Below are 14,503 nucleotides of genomic sequence, written 5' to 3' on the forward strand. Positions count from 1 at the left end.
GGGATGACGGAGGTGGTGCGGGAGTCGGTGATCGTCAGCCGGTCACCTGGGTCAGTCGCGCGTCCACTTCTGGTTGCCGCTGCCGTTGCAGGTCCACAGCTGCAGCGGGGTGCCGTTGGCCGTGCCCGCGCCGGTGGCGTCGAGGCACAGGCCGGACTGGACACCCGTGATCGTGCCGTCGGCGTGCAGCGTCCATTTCTGGTTGCTGCCGCCGTTGCAGTCCCAGATGTCCACCTTGGTGCCGGGGCTGGTGCCCTGGCCGGCGGCGTCCAGGCAGTCGCTGCCGTAGACCCGCAGCTCACCGGAGGAGGTGTTCGTCCACTGCTGGTTGCTGCCGCCGTTGCAGTCCCACAGCGCCACCTGGGTGCCGGCGGTGTGCGACTGGTTCGGCACGTCCGCGCAGCGGCCGGAGGCGACTGAGACGATCGTGCCGGTCGTACCGCCGTCGTTCCCGCCGCTGCCGGGGGTGACGGACAGGTTGTCGAACTGCGCCGTCTCGCCCTGGCTGGTCCCGTAGCCGATCTGCCCGGTCGCCCAGGTGCTGTCGTTCACGGATCCGGCCGTGGCACCGTCGATGACGGCGGTGATGGTGGTGCCGGAGAAGGTGAGGCCCAGGGTGTGCCACCGGTTGGTGCCCAGCGCCGCGATCGTGCCGCGGGCCAGGGTGGAGACGGTGCCGCCGGTGTTCGTGCTCAGGATCGACCAGGCCCCGGTGTCGCTCACCCGCAGGCGGTAGGCGTTCTGCCCTCCCGTGCGGTCGTAGTCGTGCCCTCCCGCACGGCCGATCAGCTCGACGTATCCGGGCTGTTCGAGCAGCACGTCCGAGGAGACCGTGTAGTTGCCCCAGCTCACATCGCCGAGCAGGGCGTGCGGATCGGTCAGCGAGTCCCAGGTGATCGGCTTCTGCGGGCTCATCTGGCGCACGCACTTGCCGCTGCGGCCGCCCCCGCAACCCACCGTCTCGAAGGCGCCCTGCCAGTCCATGAGGTACTTGGCCTCGGTGCCGGTGGCATTGCCGTCGAAGGAGTCGCCGTACGGCAGCTTCATCGCGCTCTTGGCGGGGCCGGTGGCGGTGCCCTTGCCCTGTCCGGTCGTGGTGGTCAGGGTGTACAGGTGGCCGGGCTGGACGGTGAGACTGAAACCGCCGCCGGACGGGGTGATGTCCGTGGTGTGCACGAAGTGGTCGGCCGGGTTGCCGGAGCTGACGTCGGTGGACCAGACGTGGACGGTTCCGGTGGACAGCCCCCCGGTGACGTTGATGTTCAGTGTCTGGGCACTGCCGGCGTCCATCGTCTCGATGACCGTGGAGTAGTCGGAGTTGTCGGTGGACTTCAGCGAGACGTAGCTGCCGTTGTTGCGGTTGCCGCCGATGTAGCCGCTGGAGGCGTCCAGGTAGTGCCACCCCGGCGCGGTGAACTGGCTGGTGTGCGCCATCACCCAGGTGTTCTTGCCGATCGAGTACGCCCCCGACCACGGCTGCGAGGCCAGGGCGAGACCCATCGTGGGGTACGGCAGGTTGGGTGTGAGGGCGGCGACCACCGGCCAGTTGAGGTACGCGGTCATGCGTCCGTCGATGTATCCGCGGTTGATGCCGCGGGCCATGGCCTGCGCTCCCCCGTTGTAGTCGTCCGAGCCGTTCTCGCTCGCCCACAGCTGCTTGCCGGACGAGGTGGCGGCCGACGGTACCGAGCAGTTGGACTGGGAGGACCGGTAGCCACAGGGATAGTGCGTGCCGATGGCGCTGACCGCGGAGGCGAACGCCGGGTTGGAGTTGATGTCGTTCGCCACGGCCCAGTCCGAGTCGGCCGCGACGATCTTCACGTTGCCGTAGCCGTTGCTGTTGAGCGCGGAGCGCAACTGCTGGTACCAGGAGACGTTGTAGCCCCGCTCGTTCCATCCGCCGAGGTAGTCGACGCTCAGCCCGTGCTGCTTGGCGCAGCCCAGCCACGAGACCAGGTAGTTGACCATGTCCGTGGACCAGAAGTTCCCGCCGCCGATCCAGCCGGGCGCGCCCCAGGCCAGCCCGTACAGCTTGATGTCGGGGTTGCGTGCCTTGGCCTGCTCCATCAGCCACCACTCGTAGCCACGGTCGCAGTTCAGGTCGGACCGGGTGTGCTGGTGACTGGGCTCGGCGCCCGAGGTGGAGTTGGTGTCACCGCCGATCTCCGCTTTGAGGATCTGGAGGGAGGCGCCGTAGCCGGGCTTGAACAGGTAGTCGAGGATCTGGCCGCGCTGGGGCTCGGGATAGTCGATCAGGAGTCTGCTGTTGCCGCCCCCGCCGCTGATCGCGCCGACGCCGTCGAAGGTCCGGCCGCCGGACGCGCCGTTGATCGTGAGGGAGGTGGCGGCCTGGGCCGGCGTGGCGGCCGTGCTCACGAGGCCGGCGGCGGCCAGGAGGAGGCCCGCGAGCACGGCTGTCGGGACACGCAGGCGCCGTAACAGCCGTCTGAATGCTGACACGGTGGGTTCCTTTCACAGGTCGATCAGCGAGGAGCGATGGGGTACCGCGGCGCGCGTGCCGGCCCGGGCCGGTTCCGGGACTCACCGGGTCAGTTGAGTGACCATTGCTGGTTGGACTGGCCGTTGCAGGTCCACAGTTCTACGGGGGTGCCGTTGGCGGTGGCGGCGCCCGTGACGTCCAGGCACAGGCCCGACGGGACGCTGGTGACGGTGCCGTTGGCGTTCAGCGTCCACTGCTGGTTGCTCTGGCCGTTGCAGGTCCAGGTGATGGCCTTGGTGCCGGGGCTGGTGCCCTGCCCGGAGGCGTCCAGGCACAGCCGGCTGCCGCCGGAGTCGACCGTCAGTTCGTGGGCGGCGGTCTGGGACCAGGTCTGGTTCGCGGCGCCGGTGCAGTCCCGGATCTGGGTCTGCGTACCCGGCGTCGTGGACCCGCCCGGCACCTCCAGGCAGCGGCCCGCGCCCACCGCGTGCAGCGCACCGGTGGTGCCACCGCCGCCGCTTCCCACCCCGTAGCCGGCGGCGGTGACGGCGGCCTGGACGGCGTTCTCGGTGGCGTCGGAGGGGTAGCCCGCCGTCATCGCGCCTTCGAAGAACTCACCCACGCCGTTGGGACTGTTGTCTCCGCCGGTGCCGAGCAGGACCGAGCTGTCGACCTTCATCGGTGAGTAGCCGTTCGGCAGAGGACCGGAGAAGGTGGTGGTCAGGCCGCCGCTCGTGCCGTTGCCGTACTTGAGAGTGAAGTTGCTGGTGCCGTTGTTCTTCAGCCACGCGCTGACGAACGGGTAGTGCACACCAGGGTTGTTCGGGTCCTTGTTGGAGCCGGTGTTGGTGTGGAACATGCCGTTCTCCAGGTCGGCCTCGACCCAGGGGCCGCTTCCGGTGCAGCCCCCGAACCAGCAGGCGTTGCCCCAGTAGATGGCGTTCATGGTGGCGTTGCCGGTGTCGGTGTGGGAGTTCTCGCCGCTGCCGTAGTCGAAGCAGCACCACTGGTTGGTGTAGTTCGACGAGGTCACCATGTAGATGCCTTCGGGCTGGGATCCGGTGGGCACGCCGTTCGCGTGGTCGATCCGGTAGCCGACGCCGGGGGTGACCTTGACCCCGAAGACCTGGTGGCCGGCCGCGGTCACCGGCAGGGCCATGGCGTCCGCTCCGACGTCGGACCCGTTCGGGCCGGGGCCCTTCCAGTAGCCGCCCCAGGAGATCGGCAGGTCGTTGTGCCTGGTGGTCTGGTCGTAGATCTTCGTGATCGTGCACGACGTGCCCCGGCAGTACGACACCTGGGACGCGGCGTCCGCGTATCCGCCCGCGCCGAGCACCCCGATGTCGCGGTAGCCGTGATCGGAGGACCGCTGGATCTGGTACAGCGGCCCGTTGTACGAGGCGAAGAGCGCCCTGGTCGTGGAGTGCGCCGTCACGCAGGGCGTACCGCCCGCGGCGTAGATGTCGCACGGTAGCGACACGTCCGCCGCGGACACGGGCGCCGGTGCGCCGAACACGGCCAGGGCCATCGCCAGGGCGACCAGGAGCAGGACGGGAAACCGCCTTCTCCGGTGGTGGGTTGCTGAGGGGAGCACGGAAACCTCCTCTGTCGCGGTGTCGTCGCGCTGCTGCACTGAAGCTGCCGGTGACCGTGGGTGTGGGAAGTCAGCCCAGCGTCCACCGCTGACTGCTGCTGCCGTTGCAGGTCTCCAGCTCGGTCAGGGCGCCGTCGGCCGTGGACCCTCCGGTGACGCCCAGGCAAAGGGCGGACTGGACGCCCGTGATCGTGCCGTCGGCGTTCAGCGTCCACTGCTGGTTGGTCTGGCCGTTGCAGTTCCAGATCTCCACCTTCGTCCCGGGCGTGGTCTGGTTGTTGTAGGCGTCCAGGCACATCTGGGAGCTGCCGGAGTAGACGGTGAGCTGGTTGGAGGTGGTGTGCGTCCAGGTCTGGTTGGCGCCGCCGTTGCAGCTCCAGATCTCCACCTGGGTGCCGGCTGTCGTGGTGGAGTTCGGTACGTCCAGGCACTTGCCGGCGCCCACCGCGTGCACCGCACCGGTCACGCTGGTGCCGCCGCCGCTGGTGCCGCCGGCGACCCGGTACATCACGGTGCCGTGGGCCGGCACCCGTGCGCTGATCGTGCCCGAGGTGGTCGAGGACGCGCCCGACCACAGGTCGGTGAGGGTGTAGCTGGACGCCCCGGTCTTGCCGATCGCGGCCGCGGTGGTGGTGATGGTCGCGGTCGACCCCGTCTCGTTGAACAGCGCCACGGACACGTCCCCGTTCGCCAGCGGCTTCGCCAGCACATCAAGGCCGCCCGAGGACGACACCATGGTGCCCTGTTTGCCGAGGGGGTCCTGGTCGACCGCGATCACCCGGGAGTTGGTCAGGGTGGTAAGGGTGTCCGCACTGGCCTGGGAGATGTTGGTGCCCGCGATCAGCGGCGCGGCCATCTCCGCCCACAGACTGAACTCACTGCGGCTCTCCGTGACCGTCAGCGAGCCGTTGCCGACCTCCAGCATGTCCGGGTCGTTCCAGTGACCGGGCCCGGCATAGGAGGCCAGTCCCACGTTGCTGTGGAAGATCGACAGCATGCTGGAGTAGTCGGCGGTGATGTCACCGGTGGTGCGCCAGCTGTTGCCCACGTCCGCGCCCCAGGTCCACACGTTCTCCTGGCCCCAGTTGCACAGGCTGTAGAGGATCGGCCGGCCGGTGGCCGCCAGGGCGTCCCGCATCGCGGTGTACCGGGTCCGTGCGGACACGCCGGTGTTGTTGCAGTTGTCGTACTTCAGGTAGTCGACGCCCCACGCCGCGAAGGACTGCGCGTCCGTGGTCTCGTGTCCGAGGCTGCCCGGGTATCCCGCGCAGGTCGCGGTGCCGGCGTCCTCGTAGATCCCCAGCTTCAGCCCCAGCGAGTGCACATAGTCCGCGGTGCCCTTGATGCCGTCGGGGAACTTGGCCGGGTCCGGCACCAGGCGGCCGCCGGAGTCCCGGTTGTGGGTCATCCAGCAGTCGTCGATGTTGACGTACGAATAGCCCGCCGCCTGCATGCCGTTGGTGTGCATCGCCTGGGCGGTGGACTTGATCAGCGACTCGGAGACGTTGCAGCCGTACGCGTTCCAGTCGTTGAAGCCCATCTGCGGGGTGGGGGCGAGTCCGTTGCCCAGTGCGGCGGCGGGCTGCGCCGTGCCGAGGGAGACGAGAGGGGCGGCCACCGCGAACAGCACGGCCGAGAAGATCAGCGCCAGGGTTCTGCGCAGGGACAGCAGCGGGGGGAACGGCCGAAGGCGCCGCGTTCGCGCAGTGGTCATGGGCATAAGTCATCGACTCCTGAACCGGGTTGGGGAGATGAGAGGAGTTCAGCGGTAGCCGGCGGCGGTGACGTTGGCCTGCACCGCGTTGTCGGTCGCGTCGGAGGGATAGCCGGCGACCACGGCTCCTTCGTAGAAGGTGCCGGCGCTGAGGTTGGCGCCGCCGCCGGGCTTGCAGCAGTCGCCGCCGCTGCCCAGGACGATGGCCCCTTGTTTCTTCATGGGGCTGTATCCGCCGGGGAGTGAGCCGTCCCAGAGGGTGGTCAGGCCGCCGGACTGGGCGTTGCCGCCCTTGAGGGCGAACCTCGACGTGCCGTTGTTCTTCAGCATCGCGGTGACGAACTTGTTCGCGAACGCCCGCTGGTTGGTGTTCCAGGACTGGCTGCCGCCGGAGTACAGGCCCCATTCGAGATCGGCCTGCACCCAGGGACCGCTTCCCTGGCAGCCGCCGAACCAGCACTGGGTGCCGAAGTTGATCGCGTCCATCGCGCCGGCGGCGTCGGCCTTCCGGGTGGTCTCGCTGTTGCCGTAGTCGAAGCAGCAGCCGTTGTTGACGTGGGTGCCGCTGGTCACCATGTACGCCCCTTCGGGTGCGGCACCGGTCGGCACGCCCGTGAGGTGACCGTCCCGCCAGTAGCTGTTCCCGGGGTTGATGTACAGCGAGTACGCCTTGGTGCCGCCGGCGGTCAGCGACTCGGAGGTCGCCTTCGCGGGACTGCTCTGGGCCGATCCCGGGACCTGGGCCGATCCCTGGTACCACAGGTCGTTGCCGTGCCCGGACTGGTCACGGACGACCGTGATCACACACGAGGTGCCCGCGCAGAACGAGTCCTGCGCCGCCGCGTCGGCGAAGCCCCCACGCGTCAGCACGCCGATGTCCCTGGTCGCGTTGTCCGAGGCGCGCCTGACCTGGTAGAGGGAACCGTCGTACGAACCGTAGAGCGCCCGCACGGTGCTGTGTGCGGCCACGCACGGGGTGCCGCCCGCGGCGTAGATGTCGCACGGACCGGATCCGCCGGGCGGGGGCGGAGTGGTCGAGATGCTCCACTTCTGGTTGCTCTGGCCGTTGCAGGTCCACAGGATGACCGCGGTGCCGTTGGCCGTACCGGCTCCGCTGACGTCCAGGCAGAAACCGGACCGGACACCGGTGACGGAACCGTCGGAGTTCTGCCGCCACACCTGGGTCGCCCGCCCGTCGCACGCCCGGATGACCACCGGGCTTCCCGGAGCCGTCCGGTCGTCGTAGGCGTCCACGCACCGGGTGCCGTTCATCGTCCTCAGCTCGCCCGCCGAGGTGAACTCGAACGCCTGGTTGACCTGTTCGTTGCAGTCCCAGATCTCCAGCGTCGTTCCCGGCGTGTCGGCATTGCCCTTGACGTCCAGGCACCGCCCCGACGCCGAGCTCACCAGGGGGGCCGCCGACGCCGACCACGTCGGCACGGTCGTGAGCGACAGGGCGAGTAGCGCGACGACGCATACGAGGGCGGCCGACAAGCGTGGCCGGCGACTCACGGCGTATCCACAGAGAACCCTCAGACATCCCATGTCGCATAGGTGTCCCATAGGGCAATGACCCTGTCAATAGAGTCGACAGGCCGACTCGACGGCTGATCCATCCCATGTTTTTCGCTGGTCAGACCGCTATGAGGGCATGCCGGAACCCGCGTCCGGCGGCGGCCGCCGTGCCGGGCGCGGATGTCCGTTCCGGGTGCCCTGACCGGGCGCCGATCACCTCACCTGAAGCTCCAGTGCTGGTTGGCTCCTCCGTTGGAGTCCCAGATCTGGACGGGGCTACCGTTGCCGTTCTGTCCGGCCGGAACCTCCAGTGCCCGGCCGGAGGCGACGTTGGTCAGGGTGTAGGAACCATCGCCGTTACGGCTCGCCCGCCAGTGCTGGTTCGCACCGCCGTTGCTGTCCCAGATCGTCAGCCGCGTGCCGTTGCCGGTCTGGCCACCGGGCTCGTCCAGCACCCGACCACTGGCGATGTTGGTCAGCGTGTACGAGCCGTCGCTGTTCTGGTTGGCCCGCCACTGCTGGTTCGCGGCGCTCCCATTGGCGTCCCAGACCTGCACCGGCGTGCCGTTCCCGGTCTGCCCGCTCGGCACGTCCAGCACCCGCCCCGCGGAGGCCACACTCACCTGGTACACCTGGCCCGAGACGATGCCGCCGCCGGGGTTCCCGGTGCCGCCGCCCAGCGCGGTCAGGGCCGCGTCGTAGGCGGCCTTCTTGTTGCCGTTGTTGTCGAACAGCAGCGGGTTCTCACCGGTGCGCCAGGAGTCGCTGTCGCGAATGCCCCATACGGTGATGCCGGTGCAGCGGGCGACGTTCATGCACGCCTTGACGGTGTTCGCGTAGGCGCTTGCCGGCGCCTGCGCGATGTCCAGTTCGGTGATCTGGACGTCCACGCCGAGGGCGGCGAAGTTCGACAGGGTGGTCTGGAAGCTCGACGGCGGGCCGCCGGTGCCGAAGTGGGACTGGAAGCCGACGCAGTCGATGGGCACACCGCGGGACTTGAAGTCCTTGACCATGGTGTAGACGCCCTGGGTCTTGGCGTCGGTCCAGTTCTCGATGTTGTAGTCGTTGTAACAGAGCTTGGCCGCCGGGTCGACGTTACGGGCGGTGCGGAAGGCCTCCTCGATGAAGCCGTTGCCCAGCACGTCGTGGAACACCGAACTGCGCTGCTGGCCGCTGCCGTTGTCGGCGAACGCCTCATTGACCACGTCCCAGGCGTAGATCTTGCCCTTGTAGTGGTTCATCTCGGTGGTGATGTGGTTGTTCATCACGCTGCGCAGGGTGTTCGCGTCCCTGATGGAACTGACCCAGCCGGGCAGTTGGGAGTGCCAGACGAGCGTATGGCCGCGCATCCGCTGTCCGTGCGCGGTGGCGTGGCCCACGATCTGGTCGGCGGGGCCGAAGTTGAAGGTGCCGCGGGAGGGTTCGGTGGTGTCCCACTTCATCTCGTTCTCCGGGGTGATCATGTTGAACTCCCGGTCGAGAATCGTGGAGTACGTCGAGTCGCCCAGCTTCCCGGCTGCCACGGCCGTGCCGAAGTAGCGGCCGCTGTCGGCCGCGGCCGCGCCCAGCGTGCTGGATGCGGCATGCGCGGCGGGGCTCGCCGGGCCGACCAGGGCCAGTGCCGTGCCGACTGCCACTACTGCCGCCAGGGCCAGGGCCTTGCGCGGACGGGGCTCTGCGTTGAGCCAGAACATGACGGATCGTTCTCCTTGGGTGCGGGGGAGGGAGAGGGACACCGACCACAAGCCGGTGCCGAAGGCGCGAGTCGGGCCGGTCACAAGGCCGAGCTGACCGGCAGCGCGGTCCACTGCTGGTTGGCCTGGCCGTTGCAGTCCCACAGGACCAGTTGCGTACCGTCGGTGGCAGACGCGCCGGGGTCGTCGAGACAGCGGCCGGAGGCCGGGTTGCGGTAACCGCCGTTGTACGCCTGCCATTGCTGGTTGCCGCCGCCGTTGCAGTCCCAGATCACGATCTTGGTGCCGTTGGCGGTACTGCCGCCCGTGGCGTCCAGGCACTTCCCGAGCGCCCGCAAGGTGCCGTCCGAGCGTGCGGACCATTGCTGCGCGTCGGCGCCGTTGCAGGACCAGATCTGCGCGGCGGTCCCGTTGGCGCTGTTGCCGCCGTTGACGTCCAGGCACTTCCCCGCGATCCCTGAGCGCACCGGCTGGCCCACGGAGACCGGCGGCTTGATCCAGCCTGCGGCGTCCGCGGCCTGGACCCCGGCGTTGAAGGCGTCGGCCATCTTGCGGAACCCGTTGTCGTTCGGGTGCAGGGCGTCGGACAGATCCGCGGGCGCCAGCGCGCTCATGTCCACCAGGCGTACGTGCTTCCCGGCGTCCTGCGCGGCTTGGACGATTCCGGGCAACTTGGCGTTGAAGGCAGGCCTGTTGGGCTCCTCGCTGCCGCTGGTGGAGACGATCACCGTGCCGACGAGGACGGTCGCGTCGGGTGCGGCGCGGGTGATCTGGTCGATCAGCGAGCGCATGCGGTCAGGGGCGGTCGGTATCTGATAGTTGCCGTTGAGATCGTTCGTGCCGATCTCCAGGGTGATCACGTTGGGGCGGTAACGAGCCAGCACGGAGTCCGCGATGCCCGCGATCTGGTCGATCCGCCAGCCGGAGTGGCCCTCGTTGTCCGGGTCGGACATAGTGCCGTTGCGGCCCGAGCCCACGAAGTCCAACGAGTGGCCCTCGGCCGCGAGTTGGTTCCCCAGGAAGCTCCGGTAGCTGTTCCCGGACGGGCTGCCCACACCCCAGGTGATGGAGTCGCCCAGCGGCATCAGCCGCAGGGCGGTGGGCGCGGCGGCGGCCGACCTGGTGGCTGCTGTCGCGGGCAACGCGGTTCCGACGCCGAGGGCGGCGGTCAGCGCGGCGGCCAGGGCGATCGAGTATCTCTTCATCGGCGTTCCTCACTGGTGCGGGACAGTGGGTGGGGATGAACGTGAGTGGTCGGTGGGGAGTTTCAGCGGGGAGTGAAGTCCTGGTTGCTGCCGGCCGTGTTCTTGCAGGGCCACTGGTCGAGCTGCTGGCCGAGGTTGCTGCCGCCGCCGTAGGCGTCGAGGCACAGGCCGCTGTTCTTGTTCTGGAAGGAGTACGAGCCGTCGGACTGCCGTACCGGCAGCCACAGGCCGGCGGCCGCCCCGTCCGAGGCCTGCTGCACGATGTCGGGCGTACCGGCGGTCGTGGAGCCGCCCGACACCGCGACGACCTGTCCGGAGTGCTGCGCCCGCAGCTGCCCGTAACCGCCCGAGGCCGGCACGAACTCGAACTGCTGGTTGCTCTGCCCGTTGCAGGTCCACTGGTCGATCGCGGTGCCCGCGCTGCTGGAGTTGCCGTACACGTCGAGGCACAGGCCGTTGTTGCCGATCACCAACTGGTGGTAGCCGGTGGGGAAGCCGTCACCACCGTCCGAAGACTGCACGCCCGCCTGCTGGATGACCTGCCTCGCGCCCTGCGGCCAGTCGGTGCCGCTGACCTGGACGTTGCCGGTGAGGACGTTGTTGTGCGGAGGACCGGTGGCCACATAGGTGTTGCCGCCGTTGTACCAGTTGCCGGAGAAGGTGCTGTCGTCGGTGTGGTTGTTCGCGTTGGCGTTGGTGAGCGCCCAGTTGCCTGCGTCCTGCACCACGTTGCCGGACACCTTCAGGTAGCGGGAGCCCTCGTCCAGGTACAGCGCGGTGGTGCGGTTGTTGTCGTACATGTAGTTCTCGGAGATCACCGAGCCGGGACTCGCCGACAGGCTGTAGATGCTGCCGCCGTCGAACATCGCGTTCTTGGTGTCGAAGACCAGGTTGTGCGAGACGGTGTTGTTCTTCAGCGTCGTGGGAGTGCTGTAGACGGGCTGGTAGGTGTACGTGCCCCGGTTGACGTAGTCCTGGCTGCCGCCCGGGTCGTTGATCCCCCAGCCCCAGCCGATGTCGATCCCGTCGTAGGGCAGGTGGTCGCACTGGTTGTGGGTGATCGTCGCGTTGGTGACGTAGGTGGACAGGATGCCCGCGGTCTCCTTGTAGTCGGTGCCCACCCCGCTGACCTTGTTGTTGCTGACGGTGATGTCCCGGTTGGTCATCTGCGGGTTGCCGGGGTGGTGTGCGTCCGGCTGGATGCCGCCGACCTGGATGCCGCTGCCGGCGAGGTCGGTGAAGGTGTTCCCGGTGACGGTGATGCCGCTCGCGCCGAGTCCGGTGCCGGAGGCGGTGGCGGCACCGTCGTTGCCCACGCCCAGTCCGGACTGGCCGAGTTCGGAGAACGTGTTGCCGGAGAAGGTGATGCCGGCTGCGGCGGAGACCTGTACGGCCGCGGGCATCTGCACCCAGTGGTTACGGGTGGCCTCGAACTGCGTGCACCCCGACTTGCAGGTGCTCAGCCAGTTGGCGGGCATCGGGTAGGCACCGGTGATGTGCGCGCCGCTCTGCTGGTCCGCGTAGCCGTCGGGTCCGCTCGGGCCGAGCCAGGAGGTTCCGGTGAAGCGGATGCCCGTGAACGCGAGGCCCTTCGCCGGTGAGTCGTAGCTGCCGCTGATGCCGAGCAGGCTCTGCAGCCGGGGCAGTTCGACGTCGAGGCTGTTCGGGTTCTGCCCGGGCTGGGCCCGGTAGTAGAGGTCGCCGGCGGACGAGTCGAGGTACCACTGTCCGGCCTGCTTGAGGAACGCGTAGTTGTTCTCGAGGTACATCGTCCCGCCGGCGAACGGCGCGTTGATGGTGTCGTAGCCCCAGGAGTTGTTGTTCCACGCGGGCTGCTGCATGGTGATCGTTCTGCCGCTGATCGACTGGACCGGCGCGTAGCGGTCGGTGAAGGAGTTGATGCTCTCGACTTCCATGTGCCTCTGGTCCGAGAGGCCGGCCAGGTAGTCGAGGGAGGAGTCGGTGATCGTCAGTCCGGTCTGCGTGAAGGTGAAGCCGGAGCGGGGCACCTGGATCGCCGCCCGCGGTGCCTGCTTGCCGTTCACGTACAGCTGACGTGTGTTCACTCCGGTGCCGACGTGGACCGACCAGATATTGCTGTTTTGATCATGCACCTGCCAACCAGATAGCTGCTGGGCGCCGCTCACGACCGGCTGCTGCCCGGCCATGGCCTGGTAGGTGATGGTGTGTCCGTTCTGCCCGCCGTCGCCGGAGCCGAAGGTCAGTGGCTTCGACAGCCGGTAGGTGCCACCGGCCAGCAGCACCACGACGTCCGCGTCGGCCGACAGCCGGTGCGCGGGCTGCTGCGCCTGCTCGATCGTGGCGAACGGCTGCTCGGCGGTGCCGTTCCCGCCTGGAGCCGCACCCGGCGCCACATACAGCGCGGCGGCCCGCACTTGGCGCTCGGCGGGTACGGCGTGAGCGGCCCCGGTCGCGGCCAGGCCCTGGGCCAGTAGGGCGAGCAGGACCAACGGGGCGGCCCAGAGGCCGTGGAGCGCTCTGGCTCCGGACATCGTCATCCTCCAGTGGGGGCGCATGGGCCCGTGGCCGGGCGTCGGCCGGCCACGGGAAAGAGCCGTTCGGTTCAGTTGAGACTCCACTGCTGGTTGGACTGACCGTTGCACGTCCAGAGTTCGGCCAGGGCGCCGTTGGCCGTGGAGGCGCCGGTGACGTCGAGGCAGAGTCCGGACTGGGTGCCGGTGACGGTGCCGTCGGAGTTCACCTGCCACTGCTGGTTCGCGCCGCCGTTGCACGGCCAGGTCACCACCTTGGTGCCGGCGGACGTCTGGTTGTTGTAGGCGTCCAGGCACATCTGGCTGCTGCCGCTGTACACCGTCAGTTGGCCCGAGGACGTACGGGTCCAGGTCTGGTTGGCGGCGCCGTTGCAGTCCCAGATCTGCGGCTGGGTACCGGCCGTGGTGGACGAGTTCGGCACGTCCAGGCACTTGCCCGCGCCCACCGCGTGCAGCGCGCCGGTGCCCGTCCCGCCGGAGGAGGCGTTGCTGTATCCGGCCGCGGTGATGTTGGCCTGGACCGCGTTCTCGGTGGCGTCCGACGGGTAGCCGGAGGTCATCACGCCCTCGTAGAAGGTGCCTTGGGCGCCCTTGCTGTTGTCGCCGCCGATGCCCAGGATGATGGCCCCCTGCTTGCGCATCGGGTTGTAGCCCGCGACATTGGGGCGCACTCCGTCGTAGAACGTGGACAGGTTGCCCGACTGGGCGTTGCCGCCGCGGATCGCCCAGTGGTTGGGGCCGCCCTTGACGATGGCGGTCGTGTAGCGGTAGTTGATGGTCGGATCATTGGCGTTGTAGTGCTGGTTCACCCCGGAGAACAGGCCGTTCTCCAGGTCGGCCATGATCCAGGGGCCGTTGCCCGAACCGTAGCCCCAGACCTTGATGTTGCCGAAGTAGATGGCCTCCATGGTGCCGTTGCCGTCGTCGTTGCTGTCCGTCTCGGCATTGCCGTAGTCGAAGCAGCAGCCGCCGTTGTAGTGCGTGCCGTCGAAGATCGCGTACATGCCCTCGGGGTTGTCCCCGGTCGCGATGCCGTTGGTGTGGTTGTTGCGGTAGCCCGTGCCGGGCGCCACGAAGACGCCGTAGGCCTTGTGACCTCCCACCGTCGTGGGCGCGGCGGTCGCGTTCGCCAGGTTGTCGGGGCCGCCCGCCGCACCGCCGCCGGGCGCCTGGGTGAGGTTGTTGCCACGGCCGGACTGGTCGTAGATGACGGTGATGAGACAGGTCGTGCCCGAGCAGAACGAGTCCTGGGCGGCGGCGTCGGCGTATCCGCCCGCGCTGAGGACGCCGATGTTCCTCGCGGTGTTGTCCGAGGCGCGGCGGACCTGGTAGAGCGGCCCGTTGTACGAGGCGTACAGCGCTCGTGTCGTGCTGTGCGCCGCCACGCAGGGCGTCCCGCCCGAGGCATAGATGTCGCAGGGCCCGGACGTGGCGGCCCGGGCCGTGCCGGCCGTGGCCGCCGCCAGAGTACCGGCGACGAGCGCGGCCGCGGCCCCGGCCCGGGCGAGGGTCTTCCACCGGGCGCGGGCCGAGCGTGCCGGCTCGAGTAACCGCTGGAGACCATCCATGCCGAACAGCGTTCGATATCTCGTACGTGTGGTTCCCATCTGATCTCCCTACCGTGCCGGCGCAACCCGATCGGGTTGTTGGGGGGGCGCATGCGACTGCCGATGCGCTTGAACGAGCCGTTGTTGCAGTGGGGTTGCGGAGAGGTTTCGGGGGGAGACGGTGCTCCCGGTTTCACAGGTCTGTCAAGGGTGGGGGGCAACCTGCCGTTAACCTTGTCGCGAATCGATTCGACAGCGGATTCCTGCGGTGCGCAAGCTGT

The 14,503-nt window shown here is 68.7% G+C and carries 7 protein-coding genes and 1 pseudogene; all 8 read right to left on the reverse strand.

What is annotated here, in order from left to right; all coding sequences use genetic code 11:
* Positions 1–51: 51 nt before the first annotated feature.
* The 8 genes and pseudogenes from ACWC1K_RS04280 to ACWC1K_RS04315 all read right to left on the reverse strand — a co-directional run bounded on the left by ACWC1K_RS04280 (position 52) and on the right by ACWC1K_RS04315 (position 14,243).
* Entirely contained in the window at positions 52–2,460 is a 2,409-nt protein-coding gene (locus ACWC1K_RS04280; RefSeq protein ID WP_450828728.1) for a ricin-type beta-trefoil lectin domain protein, read from the reverse strand.
* Positions 2,461–2,549: 89 nt separating this feature from the next.
* Entirely contained in the window at positions 2,550–3,968 is a 1,419-nt protein-coding gene (locus tag ACWC1K_RS04285) for an arabinofuranosidase catalytic domain-containing protein (protein WP_450829035.1), read from the reverse strand.
* Between the two features lie 136 nt (positions 3,969–4,104).
* Positions 4,105–5,748: a glycoside hydrolase family 27 protein gene (locus tag ACWC1K_RS04290; protein ID WP_450828729.1), complete on the reverse strand. Its 1,644-nt coding sequence runs from the start codon at positions 5,746–5,748 to the stop codon at positions 4,105–4,107.
* Positions 5,749–5,796: 48 nt separating this feature from the next.
* On the reverse strand, positions 5,797–7,260 hold the full coding sequence (locus ACWC1K_RS04295; protein ID WP_450828730.1) for an arabinofuranosidase catalytic domain-containing protein: 1,464 nt from the start codon (positions 7,258–7,260) through the stop codon (positions 5,797–5,799).
* Positions 7,261–7,484: 224 nt separating this feature from the next.
* A pseudogene (locus ACWC1K_RS04300) lies at positions 7,485–8,957 on the reverse strand (endo-1,4-beta-xylanase); the annotation flags it as partial.
* A gap of 80 nt (positions 8,958–9,037) precedes the next feature.
* Positions 9,038–10,162 carry a ricin-type beta-trefoil lectin domain protein gene (locus ACWC1K_RS04305; RefSeq protein WP_450828731.1) on the reverse strand — a complete coding sequence of 375 codons (1,125 nt, stop codon included), beginning with the start codon at positions 10,160–10,162 and terminating at the stop codon, positions 9,038–9,040.
* 62 nt (positions 10,163–10,224) lie between these two features.
* Positions 10,225–12,675, reverse strand: coding sequence for an RICIN domain-containing protein (locus tag ACWC1K_RS04310; RefSeq protein WP_450828732.1), 2,451 nt, complete (start codon positions 12,673–12,675; stop codon positions 10,225–10,227).
* Between the two features lie 71 nt (positions 12,676–12,746).
* Positions 12,747–14,243, reverse strand: coding sequence for an arabinofuranosidase catalytic domain-containing protein (locus tag ACWC1K_RS04315; protein ID WP_450828733.1), 1,497 nt, complete (start codon positions 14,241–14,243; stop codon positions 12,747–12,749).
* Between the last annotated feature and the right edge of the window lie 260 nt (positions 14,244–14,503).

Source organism: Streptomyces sp. NPDC001492 (assembly GCF_053597275.1).

Bases quoted from the DNA above. Each gene is read 5' to 3' on its own strand.
- ACWC1K_RS04285 (WP_450829035.1), bottom strand. From the start codon at position 3,968: ATGGCCCTGGCCGTGTTCGGCGCACCGGCGCCCGTGTCCGCGGCGGAC.
- ACWC1K_RS04290 (WP_450828729.1), bottom strand. From the start codon at position 5,748: ATGACCACTGCGCGAACGCGGCGCCTTCGGCCGTTCCCCCCGCTGCTG.
- ACWC1K_RS04305 (WP_450828731.1), bottom strand. From the start codon at position 10,162: ATGAAGAGATACTCGATCGCCCTGGCCGCCGCGCTGACCGCCGCCCTC.
- ACWC1K_RS04310 (WP_450828732.1), bottom strand. From the start codon at position 12,675: ATGTCCGGAGCCAGAGCGCTCCACGGCCTCTGGGCCGCCCCGTTGGTC.
- ACWC1K_RS04315 (WP_450828733.1), bottom strand. From the start codon at position 14,243: ATGGATGGTCTCCAGCGGTTACTCGAGCCGGCACGCTCGGCCCGCGCC.